The organism is Pseudomonas sp. FG98 (genome assembly GCF_057808595.1).
The window spans coordinates 1-15855 of record NZ_JBMDIJ010000112.1; the positions used below are offsets into that span (position 1 = coordinate 1).

Sequence of the window (15855 nt, forward strand, 5' to 3'; positions counted from 1 at the left end):
ATGCGCCGTGTGGACGGCGCTCGATCTTGAGGGCGCTAGAAAAACACCGGCATGCGCTTCGCGATGCGCCGCGCGGACGGCGCTCGATCTCAAGAGCACCAGAAAAACCTCGGCATGCGCTCGTAGAACCCAAAACGCTCTTCACTGTTGACTCCAACGACCGCCTCCACGCATTATCCGCCAGCACTTCTTCGCAACGGATCACCCATGATTCCCCATACCGACCTCATGCTGACTGCCCAGGGCCTCCATGCCCAGGCCGGCGCATGCGTGTCCGTTGCCAAGAAATCGAAGAAACAGCCGCTCATTTGACCGGGGCGCTGTCCCGTCAGATGAGCTGACAGGACAGATGGCGCCAGGTCTCCTCCCCGCTTGATTTCCCTCTTCTCCTCTGACGTCGACCAGACGGTCTTTCCGAGGAGTAATGCATGTCTGATTTCCGTGGTATCTGGGTTGCCCTGGCGACACCCTTTCGTTCGGGCCATATCGATCATGAGGCGCTGCATGGCCTGGTGACCCATTTGCTGGCCGACGGTGTGAGAGGCCTGGTGGTCTGCGGCACCACCGGCGAAGCCGCTGCCCTGAGCAAGGACGAGCAACTGGAGGTGCTGGACGCGGTGCTGCAGATCGCCGCGCCGAAGCAGGTGATCATGGGGCTGTCGGGCTACAACCTGCAGGAGCTGCTGGCGTTCCAGCAGAAGATCCAGAGCCGCGACATCGCCGGCGTCCTGGTCCCGGCGCCCTGCTATATCCGCCCGTCGCAACAGGGCATCGAAGCGTTCTTCCAGACCATCGCCGATGCGTCGTCGGTGCCGCTGGTGCTCTACGACATCCCCTACCGCACCGGCGTGCGCATCGAGCGGGAGACCCTGCGCCGGATCGTGCGCCACCCGAACATCGCCGCCGTGAAGGATTGCAGCGGCGATCTCGAAACCACCCTGGCGCTGATCGAGGACGGCCATGCCCAGGTGCTGGCCGGCGAGGACCTGCAGATATTCGGCAATCTCGCCCTGGGCGGCGCCGGGGCGATCTCGGCCTCCGCGCATATCCGCGCGGACCTTTATGTGCAGATGATGGATGAACTGGACAAGGGCGACCTGCCTGCTGCCCGTGCCACATTCCGACGCTTGCAGCCATGGATCCGGGTGGCCTTTGCCGAGCCCAATCCGGCGGTGGTGAAGGCGGCGCTCAGTGTCCTGGGGCTGATCGCCAATGAACTGCGCGAGCCCATGCAACCCTGTGGCCCCGCGACCATGGCGCGCCTGCGCGAGGTGCTCCAGCCACTGGATCGTAGGAGCTGCTTCAGCTGCGAAGGACCGCGCTAGCGGTCCCCAAGACCATCCAATACGAGCTTATGCCGTGGATTCACGGTTTTTGCGACCGCTGCGCGGTCCTTCGCAGGCAAGCCAGCTCCTACGCACGGTCGGCAGCAACCTCCGCCGCGATCAGGCTCCCCGGCGGTGGCTGGCGACGGAAATGAGCGGCCACACCAGCAAGGATCGCATCGGCGATCCTGCGCTGGTGGCGGGCATCATGCAGGCGCCGGCAGTCGCCGACATTGGAGATGAACCCGGTTTCTACCAGGATCGACGGCACCGCCGCCGACTTGAGCACGGCGAACCCGGCCTGCTCGACCCTGGACTGATGCAGGCTCGACACCTCGCCCAGTTGCGCCAGCACCTGGTGACCAAGATCCAGGCTGGTGGAAATGGTGGCGTTCAGCGACATGTCGAGCAGCACGCCAGCGACCATCGGATCATCCTTTTGCAGCTTCACCGCCAACCCGCCGCCAACGCTGTCGGCACCGTTTTCCCGATCCGCCATCCAGCGCGCCATGGACGAACTCGCCCCTCCCTGGGACAGGGCAAAGACCGACGCACCCGATGCGGTAAGCCGCGGGGCAGCATCGGCATGTACGGAAACGAACAGATCGGCATTCAGGCGCTGGGCCAGTTCGGCGCGCTTGCGCAATGGAATGAACACGTCATCGGAACGCACCAGGCGAGCCTTGTAGCCCTTCTGTGCGTTGATTCGCTTGGCCAGCAGCGTGGCGATCTGCAAGGCGACGATCTTTTCCTGTTCGCCTTTGGCCCCCACCGCTCCCGGATCCTTGCCGCCGTGTCCGGCATCGACCACCACCAGCAGGTCGCGGCCGGACCTGCCCTTCGCTGCTGGCGCTGCCACGGCCGACTGCCCGCTCAGCAGCAGTTCCAGCGCGTGACCATTCCCCGGCTTGAGCGTGCCACGGATGCCTGTGCTGGCCAGATCCAGGACGATCCTGAGATCGCCGCCTGGCGTCGTTCCGCTGCGAATGGCGAGAACCGGGCTGCCCTGCAGAACCAGGTTGTTCAACGGCGCATCGAGCACCGCCTGTTGAAGGTCGATTACCAGGCGTGGCGGTGATTCCAGGCTGAAGCTGTTCGCCAGCACTGGGCCGCTAAGATCGAACAGGAGTCTGGTGGTGCCTGCGGAGCGATCCAGCGTTACCCGGCGCACCCGCTGCGCGGCCTGGGCCGTCAGCGAGACAGGTAGCACCAGGCCAGCCATCAGGAGTTTCAACAAGCTGCGTCTGTCCATACACTTTCCACGTGCGCCTCACCGCAGCGAGACCGATACCGTTGATCAAAGTGTTATAACGTAACAATTTGTACCTTCACCGCTCAAGCCCCGGATACGCGCGGCACTATCGATTCCTTTGGGAGCTTCACATGCAGATCATCGAATGCAGCATCAAGGACTTGGACCAGGCCGCGACGCTGTTCAACCAATACCGGATCTTCTACGAACTGCCCAACGACCTGGAAAAGTCCCGGGTCTTCCTCCAGGCCAACCTGCAACAGCGCCGTTCACGGATTTTCCTGGTCCTGGACAACGATGGCCGTGCGGTCGCATTCGCCCAGCTCTACCCCGCGCTGTGCTCCCTGGCCATGAAGCCCTTCTACTGGCTCTACGACCTGTTCGTCGCGCCCGAAGCACGCAAAAGTGGCCATGCCCGCCAATTGATGAACCACCTCACCACCCTGCTCACCGCAGAAGGTGCCGACCGCATCAGTCTTGATACCGCCACCTCGAACAAGGCGGCCCAGGCGCTATACGAATCCCTCGGCTATCAGCGCGAGGCCGAGTTCCTGACCTTCCACAAGTACCTGGGCAAAAGCGCCGAGACTTAAGGTCGCTGTGTTCAGGACGGGTACACCCGGCAGATCGCCTGGGCAATCTGCCGGGCCGCCGCCTCGACCGTCCCCTCGTTACGGCACAACGTCCATCCCTGCTGTGCCGCCACCCGCTCGAACGCCTCGCTGCAGGCCACATGCTCGTCCAGCCGGGAAATCACCGTGCTGCCCAGCCCACGGGAGCGCCCCGCTGCCCTTGCCCATGAAATCTGCGGGTCGGTGACTACCCCAACATGCAGGTCGGGCACCTGCACCTGATGTTCGAGGTTCAGCTTCAGGATCCCGGCAAAGGGCACCATCCGCCGGAATGCGGCATCCGACGGGTACCAGCGATCGATCAGGATGATGCTGTCCGCCGGCTGTTCGGGCAGTACGTGGCGGGAGATCCAGGCACGGCTTTCGGCCAGGCGCTGGCAGACCTGCCACTCCAGGTCGCGGTCGGGGCGCCGGGCCAGTTCATTGACCAGGGCCATGGTCTGCGCCCGGTACGGATCGTGATTTCGCTCGCTAAGCCGGATGACCTTGTGCTCGCCCGTCCTCAAGACTTTGGTCACGGCCTCCAGCAGCGTGGTCTTGCCGGTTCCCTTGGGACCATCGAAGGACACGAACAGCGAACGATTGATTGGCATGGTGACTCTCGCAGCGGGGGCGGCGGAATTGTACAGGGAGCGCACCGGCAACGCGTGGCTGCGACAGCCGACCCGATAATTCGTTCAGTAGCCGCCTTGCAAAAGCCTCACGACCGACTAAGTTTGAGACAACCGTCGATAAAGCCATCAAAACAATATCACTCTGCCGGAGCTTTTTTATTCCGCCCAAGCATTAAGACTCTGCCTTAAAACACTGAAACGGAAATCAGTCATAACAATATCAAGAGGGATGCTTGATGAAGCGCGGCCTTTGGCATCGTGTGCTCTCCAAACGGGCGCCTGCCGATCATTTCTGGGTGTCACTTTTCTGCTTCGCGGGCCTGGTGATCGCCAGCTTTCTGCTGTTCGAACAGCAAATCCAGGACTTCCTCGGTCATCTGGACCTTTATCTCCCCACTACCCCCGCCCAACAGCTGAACCTGGCGCTGCTGCTGATCGCGCTGCTGGCCCTGGATGTGGTACTGCCGGTGCCGTCGAGCGTGGTGGCCTTGCTGGCCGTGGCGGCGCTGGGCAGCGTCGGCGGTTACCTGGTGATCTTCATCGGCCTGTGCCTCGGGGCCTGGCTGGGCTATGCGCTGGGCGCGGGTTATTTCCGCGTACTGTCCGGCCGCCTCGGCCTGCATCAGCGCAAGCCGGGGCAAATGGCCTACCGCCTGGGCACGCTGTCGCTGGTGTGTCTGCGCGGTGTGCCGGTGCTGGCCGAGACCTCGGTGGTCGCCGCCGGCATGCAGCGCTATCCGCTACGCACCTTCGTGCTGGTCACCACCCTGGCCAATGCCGGACTGGCTCTGGCCTATAGCGCCATCGGCAGCTTGCTGGTCGAGGAAAACGCACTGCTGGTGACCCTGCTGGCCAGCATGGTCCTGCCAGGGTTGTTCATCGCCGGCTACAGTCTGCTCAGGAAACTGCGCAAGCCCGCCAGCAAAGGCACCCTGCGCGGCCGCTTCGAGGTCAGCTACGACTATCCGGTGCTGTTCACCGATCACCTGTTCGACCCGGACAACCACTGCCTGCACCAGCAACTGACCGCCGGCCAGCACACCCCGGTAACCGTACTGATCTTTGCCGATGAGCAGCTACTGCAGTGCAATCCGCAGTTGGCCGGACAGATCGACACCTGGTTCGCCACCCACGCCAGCGACCTGCGCCTGCAGGCCGCGCCAATCGCCGTCGCTGCCGGCGAACTGAGCAAGACCGCCGAGGTACTGCAACAGCTGTACGCCGACATGCTGCACCATGGCCTCGACCGCCACTGCTATGTCCTGGCCATGGGCGGTGGTGCCCTGCTCGATTCGGTGGGCTATGCCTGCGCCACCTTCCATCGCGGCATCCGCCTGATCCGCATCCCCACCACGGTGCTGGCGCAGAACGATGCGGGCATCGGGGTCAAGAACGGCATCAATGCCTTCGGCCAGAAAAACTTGCTGGGTGCCTTCTACCCCGCTAACGCCGTGATCAACGACTTCCAGTTGCTCGCCAGCCTCAGCCGCCGCGACCAGATCGCCGGACTGGCCGAAGCGGTCAAGGTGGCGCTGATCAAGGACGAGGCGTTCTTCCAATGGATGGAGCAGCAGGCCGACGCCCTCGCCCGCTTCGATCACCCGGCCAGTCGCCATGCCATTCGCCGCTGCGCCGAGCTGCACCTGGGGCACATTACCGGCGCCGGTGATCCCTTCGAACGCGGCAACGGCCGACCCCTGGACTATGGCCACTGGGCCGCGCACAAACTGGAAAACCTCAGTCAGCACCGCCTGCGCCATGGTGAAGCGGTGGCCGTGGGCATGGCCCTCGATGCGTTGTACGCCAATGCCCTGGGGCTGCTGGGCGATACCGACAGCGAGCGGGTCATGGGCCTGCTGCAAAAGCTCGGCTTCAACCTGTGCCCGCCGGAGCTGACGGCGAGGGATGCCCAGGGGCGCTTGCTGGTCATGCTTGGCCTGGAGGAGTTCCGCCAGCATCTGGGCGGCCAGTTGTCCATTCCCCTGCTCAACCGCATCGGGGGTTCCATCGACCTGCACGAGATCGATGACCGCAAGATGGAACAGGCCCTGCTCCGCCTGGCCAGCCGCGGTGCCATGACACTGCCCCTGGGCGAAGGCTACGCACAATGAGCCAGGCCTCGAACATCAAGACCTGGATGACCCTGGGCCGGGTCTCCAACCTGCCGACGGTATGGACCAACTCCCTCGCCGCCGCCTTGCTCGCCAGCAGTGCCGGCGCCCTGGCGCCGCCGTCGTCGCTGGTATGGATCCTGCTGCTGGTCACCCTGTCGCTGCTGTACCTGGCCGGCATGCTGCTCAACGACCTGCTGGATGCCGACTGGGATCAACAGCACGACAATCCCCGGCCCATTACCCTGGGCCTGGTCAGCCGCCGCCAGGTGCGCCTGGCCACCCTGCTCCTGCTCGCCCTGGCCGGTGCCTCGGCACTGGGCCTGAGCCAGTTGATCGAGCAACCGCGCTGGCTGCTCGGCAGCATCACCCTGCTGGTCGGCTGCATCCTCGGCTACAACCTGCTGCACAAGAAGTACGTGCACAGCGTCTGGCTGATGGGCGCCTGCCGCTCGGCCCTGTACCTGACCGCTGCCGCCAGCCTGGCAGTACCGCCGGAGCCCATCTGGCTGTGCGCGATCCTGCTCGGCGTGTACATCAGCGGGCTGACCTACCTGGCCAGCCAGGAACACCGTAACCAGCTGATCAGCCGCCTGCCCCTGCTGCTGATGCTCAGCCCGCTGGCCTTGGCGATCTACGCCGACACCCTGTGGTTCTGGCCGCTGTTGCTGCTGTGGCTCGGTTGGCTCGGCAAGCACTACTGGCAGCACCTGGCCAACCCGCAGCAACTGAAGGTCCGTGCCTTCATCGGTGCCGGCCTGGCCGCCCTGCCGCTGTTCGATGCCCTGGTCATGGCCGTGGCCAACCAACCCCTGGGCAGCCTGTTCTGTGTCCTGGTGTTCTTCCTGCTTCCCCACTTTCAGCGCTGGGTCAAACCGACATGATCAAGGACGTCACGCCGTCGCCAACGACGACGCTCGAAATGCGCCACGAACAGTTGGCCAAGGGCAATCAGCTACTGGCCGGGTTGCTCGACGAACATGAACTGGCCTGGTGGCAGGAGGCGCAGCAACGCCTGGAGCCCACGGCGGATGCCAAGACGGGTGCGTTGCTCAGTAGCCTGTGCAAGCGTCATCTGCGCGAGCAGGCGGTGCCCGACAGCCCGGCTTGGAGCACCATCGAGCTGGCACGCGTGCTGTTGATGGCCCAGGTGCTCGTCCATCAGCCGCACGAAGAGGTACTGCGCCAGTTGTTCCACTGGGGCGACGACCGCGAAAAAGCCGCGTTGCTCAAGGCTCTCGATTGGTTCGACCGCCACGGTAGCTGCCTGGAACTGGCCCTGCTGGCCGGGCGTACCAGCAACCCCCAGGTATTCGCCGCCCTGGCCCTCGATACCCCCTACCCCTTGCGCCACTACCCGGAACGGGCTTTCCAGCAATTGGTGCTGAAAGCCCTGGGCATGGGCCTGGACGTCAGCCGCCTGGTCGGCCTTGAGCAACGCCACGGCGTCGACCTCAACCAGTTGGCCCTCGACCTGCTGGACGAGCAGCTCGCCGCCGAGCGTGCGGTGTCTCCCGGCCTGCCCCGGCTGATCGCCTTCGACCTGCTCAGCCCGGCCCAGCGCCAGCGCTTGGCAGGGCTGTACCAGCAGCAACGCCTGCCCACGGAATGGCGCGAGTACCTCGCCGAGCCTTGAGCAGCACGCAAAAACCCAAACGAATACCCGATCACCCTCTGCCCTTGATGAGGATTCACCATGCCCAAGTATTTCGACCCGCACATCCATATGGTCAGCCGTACCACCGACGACTACCAGAACATGGCGGCCGCCGGCATCACCGGAGTGATCGAGCCGGCCTTCTGGCAGGGCCAGGCCAGGACCAGCGTCGGCAGTTTCGTCGACTACTTCGACATGCTGCTGGGCTGGGAGCGCTTCCGCGCCAGCATGTTCGGCATCCACCATTTCTGCACCATTGGCGTGAATCCCAAGGAAGCCAACGACCGCAAGGTGGCCCAGGAAGTACTGGACCTTCTGCCGCTCTACCTGGTGAAGGACGGCGTGGTCGCGGTCGGTGAAGTCGGCTACGACGACATTACCCCCGAGGAAGACTGGTTTCTCGCCAAACAGATCGATCTGGCCAAGCAGTTCAACCTGCCGGTGCTGGTGCACACCCCGCACCGCGACAAGATCGGCGGCACCAAGCGCACCCTGGCGGTGATTCGCGAAGTCGGTATCCCCGAACACCTGGTGATCATCGACCACCTCAACGAACTGACCTTGCCACTGGTGATGGAGACCGGCTGCTGGCGTGGCCACTCGATCTACCCCAATACCAAGATGTCGGAACAGCGCATGGTCGCCCTGCTGCAGCAGTACGGCACGGAAAAGATGGTGGTCAACAGTGCCGCCGACTGGGGCATCAGCGATCCGCTCAAGGTGCCGAAGACCGGCCAGGCCATGCTCGACGCCGGCTTTACCGAGGCCCAGGTCGAACAGGTGCTGTTCCACAACCCGGTGGACTTCTTCGCCCAGAGCGGCCAGTTGGACAAAGCCCTGGTCAGCACCCCGCTGCCCATCGACCAACGCCGCCAGTGGCAGGACAACTCCGCCCTGCGTGGCCAGGAGCCGGTGGTCAAATGAACGGCTGGAGCGCCGGCCAGGTCGGCTATTGCAGCAATGTGCACGCGGTCCGCGACCTGGCCGGGCTGCGCGCCTCCATCGAACGGCATTTCCAGGACGTACGCAGGATGCGCCGCCTGGCCACGCAGGACAGCGGTTTGTGGGTCTGTGCCCAGGCTGCCGCCGAGCTGCAGCACAAATTGGCGCATGCGGACTTTATGGAACTGCTGGAACAGAGCGGCCTGCGCCTGACCTCGTTAAACGGTTTTCCCTACGGTCAATTCCATGAAGGCGCGGTGAAAGCCGAGGTCTACCTGCCCGACTGGTCGATGCCGGAGCGCCTGACCTACAGCCTGAACCTGGCGCGGCTGCTGGCCAGGTCGTTGCCGCCCGGATGCAACCACGGGGTGATTTCCAGCGTACCGCTGGGCTATGCGGCCACCTGGAGCCCGGAGTTGCAGCAGCGCGCCGAGAACCAGTTGCGCCAGCTCACGGCCTGGTTGGCCAGGCTGCACCGGGAAACCGGCAAAAAAATCGTTTTCTGCCTGGAAATGGAGCCGGACTGCGTGCTGGAAACCACCGACCAGGCCCTGGCGTTCTTCCGTCACTGGCAGGCCAGCGACCCGCACCATCACTACCTGGCCCTGTGCTTCGACGTCTGCCACCAGGCGGTGATGTTCGAAGACTGCTACCAGTCGCTGCAGCGGCTGCATCAGGCCGAAGTCCCGATTGGCAAGATCCAGCTGTCCAACGCCCTGATCTGCCGCCTGCCCGCTGGAGACGACGTGCGTTACCGGGAAATCCTCGCAACCTTGCGCGAGTTTTCCGAAATCACCTACCTGCATCAGGTCAAGGCCCGCGACCACCACGGTAATGCGATGGCCTGGGCCGACCTGCCCGCCGCGCTCGACGACTGCGCCCGCCAGCCAGGGCGCTATGCCGAACTGCGCATCCACTTCCACGTGCCCCTGTTCAGCGAACACTTCCTGCTGCCGGAACTCGGCGGCAGCCAGTTCGCCCTGGCGCAGACCTTCGACTACCTGGCGGAGCATGACGACCTGCGCCCGGTACTGGAGGTGGAAACCTACAGCTGGGGCGTGCTCCCGGCCTCGCTGCGGCCCGGCAACGAACAGGAGCAGCTCCAGGGCATCAGCGCCGAGCTGTACTGGGTCGAGGCGCAACTGCTGCAGCGCGGCCTGATCGACGTCACTGTCCAGGAGGCCGTTGCCGATGCCAGCGTATAAACCCCTGCTGCTGATCAACGTGGTCGGCTTGACCCCCTCCTTGCTGGGGCCGGCAACCCCGCATATCAACGAGCTGCTGAAAAGCGCCCGGATGGCCAGCCTGCAACCGTCCTTTCCGGCGGTCACCTCCACGGTGCAGGCGTCGATCCTCACCGGGCTGGAACCGTCCGAGCACGGTATCGTCGGCAACGGCTGGTACTTCCGCGACCAGGCCGAAGTACGCTTCTGGCTGCAGCCCAATGCGCTGATCCAGGGCGAGAAGGTCTGGGACACCCTCAAGCGCGAACTGCCGGGCTTCCGCTGCAGCCAGTTGTTCTGGTGGTACAACATGTACGCCAACGTGGATGCCTCGATCACCCCGCGCCCGCACTATCCCGCCGATGGCCGCAAGCTGTTCGGCCTGTACTCGTCGCCGCCGGGCCTGCACGAGCAGGTCGAAGCGCAGATCGGCGAGTTCCCGTTTCCCGGCTTCTGGGGGCCGGCGGCGGGCATCGCGTCGAGCCGCTGGATCGTCGATTGCGCCCTGCTCGAATTCCAGCTCAACCGTCCCGACCTGCAACTGGTCTACCTGCCCCACCTGGACTACAGCCTGCAACGGGTCGGTCCCGATCACCCGTCGATCGCCGACGAGGTTCGCGCCATCGACCATGAGGTCGGGCGCCTGCTGAGCTTCGCCCGCGACCAGGGGGCGGCGGTGATGCTGCTGTCCGAGTACGGCATCGAAGCGGTCGAGCAATCGGTGTCGATCAACCGCGTGCTGCGCCAGGACGGTCTGTTGCAGGTGCGCCAGTCGCTGAGCTGGGAGCTGCTCGACCCGGGGGCCAGCGCCGCCTTCGCCGTCGCCGACCACCAGATCGCCCATGTCTACGTGCGTGACGCGCAGGACATCCCCCGGGTCAAGGCCTTGCTGCAACGCCAGCCCGGTATCGAGCAGGTGCTGGACAAGGCCGAGCAACGCGCCTGGCAACTGGACCACCCGCGCAGCGGCGAGCTGCTGGCCATCGCCGCGCCGGGCCACTGGTTCGATTACTACTACTGGTTCGACGATGCCAAGGCGCCGGACTTCGCCCGCACCGTGGATATCCATCGCAAGCCGGGCTACGACCCGGTGGAGCTGTTCGTCGACCCGGCCATCCGCTTCCCGGCGCTGAAGGTGGCGCGCCGCCTGCTGCAGAAAAAACTCGGTTTTCGCTACTACATGGACCTGATCCCGCTGGATACCGGGCTGGTCCGTGGCAGTCATGGCCGTCCGCCCGCCAGCGAGCAGAGCGGCCCGTTGCTTATCACCGATTGCGACCTGCCGTTGCCACGGAGTATTGCGGTGACGGCGGTCAAACACCTGCTCCTGCAGCATTTCCTGGGGCAGAAACATACCGACCTGGCCAATGCCAAGGAGCTCATATGCGGCGAGCCATCTCAATAACCGTTCTCAGTACACTGGCCGGACTGGCCCAGGCTGATAACACCAACACCTTCGATTGCACCAACTTCCTGTCCTTCGGGGGCAACCTGGACGCGACCCGGACCCTGTTCACCCAAGGCCCGGAAACCCTGAGCTGGAACTGGTTCAACTGCCTTAACCAGCCGGCCAGTGCGGGCAGCCCCGACCGGGTCTGGGAAACCATGAAACCGTCCGACCAGGTCTACCTGCCCAAGGGCGCCAAGCCCCTGCCCTACGGCCAGAGCGCGCCATTGCCGGACAAGGTGCAGGAGCTGGCCACCAAGCAAGGCATGAACCTGGAGCGGGTGTTCCACAACCTCAACGCCGTCCAGCAGGTCGACGGCCTGATCCTCGAAATGGGCGGCACGGCGGTGCCCGACTCGCAACGTGGCCAGCCGGTGCGCTTCCAGTTGCTGATGGGCGAAGGAACCTTCAACTACATCGTCGATAAAGGCGTCTACAACGTGAACGGCCAGGCCGCCCTGACCAGCGACCTGGACTTCCCGCCCGAGGCCTGGGAGCTGAAAGCCGGCTGGTACTGGATCGGCACCGATGCCAACTTCCAGAAAACCCTGGAAAACGATGGCTACTACATCGCCCAGGCCTACTACCTGGACGACAGCGGCACCTACCAGGTGGGCTATGCCGCGCTCAGCGCCCTGCATGTGATCAACAAGCTCAACCCGCAGTGGGTCTGGACCACCTTCGAGAACGTCAACAACTCCAAGTACACCGTGACCAACGACATCCCGCCCAAACCGATGACCAACAGCACCGGGCCGACCACCGCGGCGCAGCCGGTCAACACCGAGTTCCAGGGCTGGTACGCCAACCTCAAGAGCTACGAGCTGATCGGCACCCAGAGCGAAACCAACCCGACCCTGCTGGCCAACTCCCAGCTGGAATCCGCCTTCCAGAGCCAATCCTCGTGCTTTGCCTGCCACGGTACGGCGGCCTACTCAAGCAAGAAGGGCTACTTCAATTTCGCCCTGAACCAACAGGACGGCATCGTCTACCCGACGCAGCCGCTGCCGCCGGCGGATTTCACCGGCTATCAAAAACTGGACTTTGTCTGGTCGCTCAAACGCGCCCAGTGGCAGAAAAACTAAGGAGCCTGGCATGAGCGTATTGAACTTCCCCCGCCTCTACCTCAACGGCCACATGTTCTGGAACCCGCCGACGGGTAACAACAACGACATGTTCCCGCTCTACGACGCGGTGAACACCCAGATGAACTGGGAATTCCTCAAGTACTACAACGTCACCCCGGAAAACGCCCGCACCGAACTGCTGCCGTGGATGATCCGCCCGCGGGTACTGCACGAAGCGCCGGACTACGTCACCCAGATCCCGCCCAACGCCCTGCAGACCCCGGATTCCGACCCCGTCCTGATTCCCGGCGAATGGGACCTGTTCGGCGACAATGGCTGCGGCACCGTCAACTACCCGCCGACCAAAAGCGTGATCAGCGGCGGCGAACTGCCGGGTGGCGGCTATGTCGGCAGCGATCCGATGATCGACCAGCCGTACAACCTGTACGGCAACCCGTTCGGCAGCAACACCCCGACCCCGGCGCGCTTCGTCGATATCAGCCCGTGGCAGAACACCTTCACTGCGCTGTACTTCGATCGCCTGGTACTCGGCAACGAGCAATGCGGCCTTACGGCTACCCGGCAATACCGCATGCTCGACCGCTTCCTCAACTTCAACTGGGCAAATCTGGGCGGCCTGTTCTACGTCACCACCACCTGGCAGACCTGCTTCCCGAAAGCCAACCTGAACTGGGTGCTCGGCGGCTCGACCCTGCTGAAGAACCTCCAGGACCAGATGGAGGCCCAGGGCGCGCAAGGCCTGATGTTGCGTTTTTCGTCCTACCTGACCTGCTACGACAAGAACGGCATCTTCAACGACTATCCGAAGATCGATACCCACTCCAGCACGCCGTCGGCCATGGCCCAGGTACAGGAGATGTACCAGCAAGCGCTGGACAATGTCGGTGATATCTTCTTCAACCCCGCCTACAGCCGTACCGCCGGTAGCGTCGGCCTGTGGTTCGAGAACGAGTATCCGACCGCTCCGGCCGGCCGCCGTCTGTTCCCCAGCGCAGCGGTGCCGTTGCCCGGGCAGAAGAACCCGGCGCAACTGGGGATCACCTCGGCGCAGGTGCATGACAACACCCTGTCCCTGGACCTGCTCAACACCTTCCCTTTCTACCCGATCGACCCCAACGCCGACATTCCCGAGGCGGCGAAATTCGATGCCGGCAGCTACCAGGTCGGGGTCAGCCAGAACGGCCAGTTCACCCCGGTGGTGGGCTTCACCTACGCCGACTACAACCAGGCGGCCTTCGACAAGCGCGGCGGCATCCTCGACCTGCCGGTCACCAGCGCCCAGCAGACACTGCTGGCCAGCGGGCCGCTGCAATTGCAGTTGCAGGGCGATGCCCCGGTAATCGCCGCGGACCAGCAGCTATGGACCGCCGAAGTGATCGAGAGCGGCAGCTTCATCGACGTGGGCGACAGCAAGACCTTGCAGATCATGGTCCAGTGCGACGGCAAGCCGGCACCGGCCGGCACTGTCCTGTACGTCGCGGAATACAACAACGCCTACATGCTCGGCACCTCCGACTACTACCTGGCGTACCGCAACGATATCGACTTCACCCTGTACTACGACTTCCCGGCGGACCGCAGCCTGAACCACTCGAACCTGCCGCAGTTCGTCGGTGCCGAGGAGCTGGCGCTGCAGGTCAACGAAGGGACCGGGCGCAAGCTCACCGCCGTGCGCTCCGCGGTGTCGGCTGCCAGCGGCAACGCGGTCAGCTACTCGCAGTTCCGTGGGCAACCCTCTTCGGTGTCCCTGAGTCCATGCCTGCGATTCAAGGATGCGCAGATCGGCGAGGCGGTATTGCAGGACCCGGCAGGGGTTTCGGTGAGCTACAGCTACGCCAGGATCGAGACCAACACCCAGGGTATCGCCCTGCTCGACATCAGCGCGCAGCAACCCGGCTTCCCGACCTTGCGCTTCTTCCTGCAAACCGGTGAGCAGCGTTCCGATATCGCCTTCAGCTTCAAATTCCAGCAGGCCTACGTCGACTTCCTCGCGCCGCTGCGCGTCCTGCCGCAGGAGCCGCAGATGCAGGAGGACTTCGTCAATGCCTGGAACGCGATCTACCAGGACGATGACTCCGGGCAGCAGATCTGGGAGACCTTCATCTACCCACGGATCCTCGAGCCCTACTACTACCTGTACCCGATCATGAACAAGTACATGCCGCTCAACTCCCTGAGCCGGATCGAGGGCGCGGTCGACCAGCTCATCCGCCTGATCAGCAAGCCGTACCAGGAAGAAAGCACCCTGGCCATGCCGATCACCCGCGACCTGCCGCAAAGTCGTCGGGCGGTGCTGGAGCTGTGGGCGCAGTCGCTGGTCAAGCGCAATTACCCGCCGATCAAGCTGGACATGAGCGACTACAACGACCTGTAAAACCAGAACGCCGGGTGTCAGGCCTGTCACCCGGCACTGGTCAGAGGAGAAACGGATGCCACTTCCCATTCATATCCCGGCGTGGCCGCGCGAGGACCTGCGACCGGCGTCGATCATCGCCGAAGGCTTGCTCAACCCTCGCGGCGCCTGCGTCGGCGCCGACGGCAGCCTGCTGCTGATCGAGGCCGGCAGCGGACTGCCGGGCGATCCCTTTACCGGCCGGATCAGCCGGCTGCCCGCGGATCCGCACAACCGCACGGCCTACCTTCCCCGCGAAACCCTGGCCCAGGGTTTCCGCGCCATGAACATGCAGGCGCGCATGCTGCGCGACGAAATCATGGGGCTATCGGACATCGCCTTCGGCGACGGGCGCTGCCTGGTCAGCCAGACCGATTATGTCGAGGGCTCCAGGCTGCTCGACGTGCAATACAGTCCGCCGGAGCCGGTGTGTCACAGCCAGGGCAACCTCAATGCCCTGTGCTACCACCCGGGGCGCCGCAGCTGGCTGGCGGTCAAGCCCGATACCAACGAACTGGTGGAGTTCCGCCCAGGCGAGGACGAACAGGTACTGCTGCACCTGCCCGACCTGGAGCAAGGCCAGGAAGCCGTGCCGGTCACCCTGGTGTACGAAGCGGCGACGGACGCCGTGCTGATCAGCCTGTTCTCCGGCGAATTGCACGGCGACCCGGCGCGCAAGGGCGTGGACTTTGCCGACAAGGCCGGCCGGGTGATCCGGGTCTGGCCGGACAGCGGGCGAATCGAGCGGGTGATCGACGGTTTGCAGTTGCCTACCGGGCTGGCCCTGTGTCCACGGGGCAACCTGCTGGTCCTGGAACTCTGCGAAAGCCTGCAACAGCCTCTGACTGCCGACTGGAACGGCGAGCCGCGGCATGGTGGCTTCACCCGCTTCAGCGGGCGGCTGCTGTACTGCGACCTGCACAGCGGCGACGTCAGCGTGCTGGCCCGGGAGCTGGATACGCCGTCGAACCTGTGCCTGGTGCCGGGGGCGGTGGTGATCAGCGAGGGCATGGGCTTGCAGGGTCGGCCGCTGCCTGCGCCGGATGGCCGGGTTGTAGCGCTGGAAGGCAGGTTGCGGCGGGTGAGCTTGTAGCAACACGGACCCTGTGGGACAACCCCCCCAGCAAGATTGATGTCGAGGCTGATGGCCTCATCGCCGGCAACGCCGGCTC

Annotated in this window: 13 protein-coding genes; 11 read left to right on the forward strand and 2 right to left on the reverse strand. The window is 64.2% G+C overall.

Annotation, left to right across the window (positions count from 1 at the left end; genetic code table 11):
- The first annotated feature begins 428 nt into the window (after window positions 1-428).
- On the forward strand, window positions 429-1325 hold the full coding sequence (gene dapA / locus ACODSK_RS30115) for a 4-hydroxy-tetrahydrodipicolinate synthase (RefSeq protein WP_489021437.1): 897 nt from the start codon (window positions 429-431) through the stop codon (window positions 1323-1325).
- Window positions 1326-1413: 88 nt separating this feature from the next.
- On the opposite strand, the gene ACODSK_RS30120 is transcribed toward dapA, so the two are convergent.
- Window positions 1414-2577 (reverse strand): N-acetylmuramoyl-L-alanine amidase, encoded by a 1164-nt coding sequence (locus ACODSK_RS30120; RefSeq protein ID WP_489021439.1) that lies wholly within the window; start codon window positions 2575-2577, stop codon window positions 1414-1416.
- Window positions 2578-2708: 131 nt separating this feature from the next.
- Here ACODSK_RS30120 and ACODSK_RS30125 point away from each other — a divergent pair, with 131 nt between their 5' ends.
- Window positions 2709-3170, forward strand: coding sequence for a GNAT family N-acetyltransferase (locus ACODSK_RS30125; RefSeq protein WP_489021441.1), 462 nt, complete (start codon window positions 2709-2711; stop codon window positions 3168-3170).
- An 11-nt stretch (window positions 3171-3181) separates the two neighbouring features.
- On the opposite strand, the gene ACODSK_RS30130 is transcribed toward ACODSK_RS30125, so the two are convergent.
- Window positions 3182-3796, reverse strand: coding sequence for a dTMP kinase (locus tag ACODSK_RS30130; RefSeq protein ID WP_489021459.1), 615 nt, complete (start codon window positions 3794-3796; stop codon window positions 3182-3184).
- Between the two features lie 263 nt (window positions 3797-4059).
- Between ACODSK_RS30130 and ACODSK_RS30135 the strand changes: the two genes are divergently transcribed.
- Genes ACODSK_RS30135 through ACODSK_RS30175 form a run of 9 tightly spaced genes read left to right on the forward strand, consistent with a single transcriptional unit; the run spans window position 4060 to window position 15776 of the window.
- Window positions 4060-5934, forward strand: a complete 1875-nt coding sequence (locus ACODSK_RS30135) for a 3-dehydroquinate synthase (RefSeq protein WP_489021443.1) — start codon at window positions 4060-4062, stop codon at window positions 5932-5934.
- The gene (locus ACODSK_RS30140; protein ID WP_489021445.1) at window positions 5931-6818 is read left to right on the forward strand and encodes a UbiA family prenyltransferase; all 888 of its coding nucleotides are present in this window, start codon (window positions 5931-5933) and stop codon (window positions 6816-6818) included. The genes ACODSK_RS30135 and ACODSK_RS30140 overlap by 4 nt, the downstream gene beginning before the upstream one ends.
- A complete protein-coding gene (locus tag ACODSK_RS30145; RefSeq protein ID WP_489021446.1) occupies window positions 6815-7570 on the forward strand; it encodes an EboA domain-containing protein in 756 nt (251 codons plus the stop codon). Before ACODSK_RS30140 ends, ACODSK_RS30145 begins: the two co-directional genes overlap by 4 nt.
- 60 nt (window positions 7571-7630) lie before the next feature.
- Window positions 7631-8515: a TatD family hydrolase gene (locus tag ACODSK_RS30150; protein WP_489021447.1), complete on the forward strand. Its 885-nt coding sequence runs from the start codon at window positions 7631-7633 to the stop codon at window positions 8513-8515.
- Entirely contained in the window at window positions 8512-9738 is a 1227-nt protein-coding gene (eboE, locus tag ACODSK_RS30155; RefSeq protein ID WP_489021449.1) for a metabolite traffic protein EboE, read from the forward strand. The genes ACODSK_RS30150 and eboE overlap by 4 nt, the downstream gene beginning before the upstream one ends.
- Window positions 9725-11161, forward strand: a complete 1437-nt coding sequence (locus ACODSK_RS30160) for an alkaline phosphatase family protein (RefSeq protein WP_489021451.1) — start codon at window positions 9725-9727, stop codon at window positions 11159-11161. Before eboE ends, ACODSK_RS30160 begins: the two co-directional genes overlap by 14 nt.
- Window positions 11140-12288, forward strand: coding sequence for a hypothetical protein (locus ACODSK_RS30165; protein WP_489021453.1), 1149 nt, complete (start codon window positions 11140-11142; stop codon window positions 12286-12288). Before ACODSK_RS30160 ends, ACODSK_RS30165 begins: the two co-directional genes overlap by 22 nt.
- A gap of 10 nt (window positions 12289-12298) precedes the next feature.
- On the forward strand, window positions 12299-14665 hold the full coding sequence (locus tag ACODSK_RS30170; RefSeq protein WP_489021455.1) for a hypothetical protein: 2367 nt from the start codon (window positions 12299-12301) through the stop codon (window positions 14663-14665).
- A 55-nt stretch (window positions 14666-14720) separates the two neighbouring features.
- Window positions 14721-15776 (forward strand): hypothetical protein, encoded by a 1056-nt coding sequence (locus ACODSK_RS30175; RefSeq protein WP_489021457.1) that lies wholly within the window; start codon window positions 14721-14723, stop codon window positions 15774-15776.
- Window positions 15777-15855: the final 79 nt, after the last annotated feature.

Bases quoted from the DNA above. Each gene is read 5' to 3' on its own strand.
- ACODSK_RS30150 (WP_489021447.1), top strand. From the start codon at position 7,631: ATGCCCAAGTATTTCGACCCGCACATCCATATGGTCAGCCGTACCACC.
- ACODSK_RS30125 (WP_489021441.1), top strand. From the start codon at position 2,709: ATGCAGATCATCGAATGCAGCATCAAGGACTTGGACCAGGCCGCGACG.
- ACODSK_RS30145 (WP_489021446.1), top strand. From the start codon at position 6,815: ATGATCAAGGACGTCACGCCGTCGCCAACGACGACGCTCGAAATGCGC.
- ACODSK_RS30120 (WP_489021439.1), bottom strand. From the start codon at position 2,577: ATGGACAGACGCAGCTTGTTGAAACTCCTGATGGCTGGCCTGGTGCTA.
- ACODSK_RS30165 (WP_489021453.1), top strand. From the start codon at position 11,140: ATGCGGCGAGCCATCTCAATAACCGTTCTCAGTACACTGGCCGGACTG.
- ACODSK_RS30160 (WP_489021451.1), top strand. From the start codon at position 9,725: ATGCCAGCGTATAAACCCCTGCTGCTGATCAACGTGGTCGGCTTGACC.
- ACODSK_RS30140 (WP_489021445.1), top strand. From the start codon at position 5,931: ATGAGCCAGGCCTCGAACATCAAGACCTGGATGACCCTGGGCCGGGTC.
- ACODSK_RS30170 (WP_489021455.1), top strand. From the start codon at position 12,299: ATGAGCGTATTGAACTTCCCCCGCCTCTACCTCAACGGCCACATGTTC.
- eboE (WP_489021449.1), top strand. From the start codon at position 8,512: ATGAACGGCTGGAGCGCCGGCCAGGTCGGCTATTGCAGCAATGTGCAC.
- dapA (WP_489021437.1), top strand. From the start codon at position 429: ATGTCTGATTTCCGTGGTATCTGGGTTGCCCTGGCGACACCCTTTCGT.
- ACODSK_RS30175 (WP_489021457.1), top strand. From the start codon at position 14,721: ATGCCACTTCCCATTCATATCCCGGCGTGGCCGCGCGAGGACCTGCGA.
- ACODSK_RS30135 (WP_489021443.1), top strand. From the start codon at position 4,060: ATGAAGCGCGGCCTTTGGCATCGTGTGCTCTCCAAACGGGCGCCTGCC.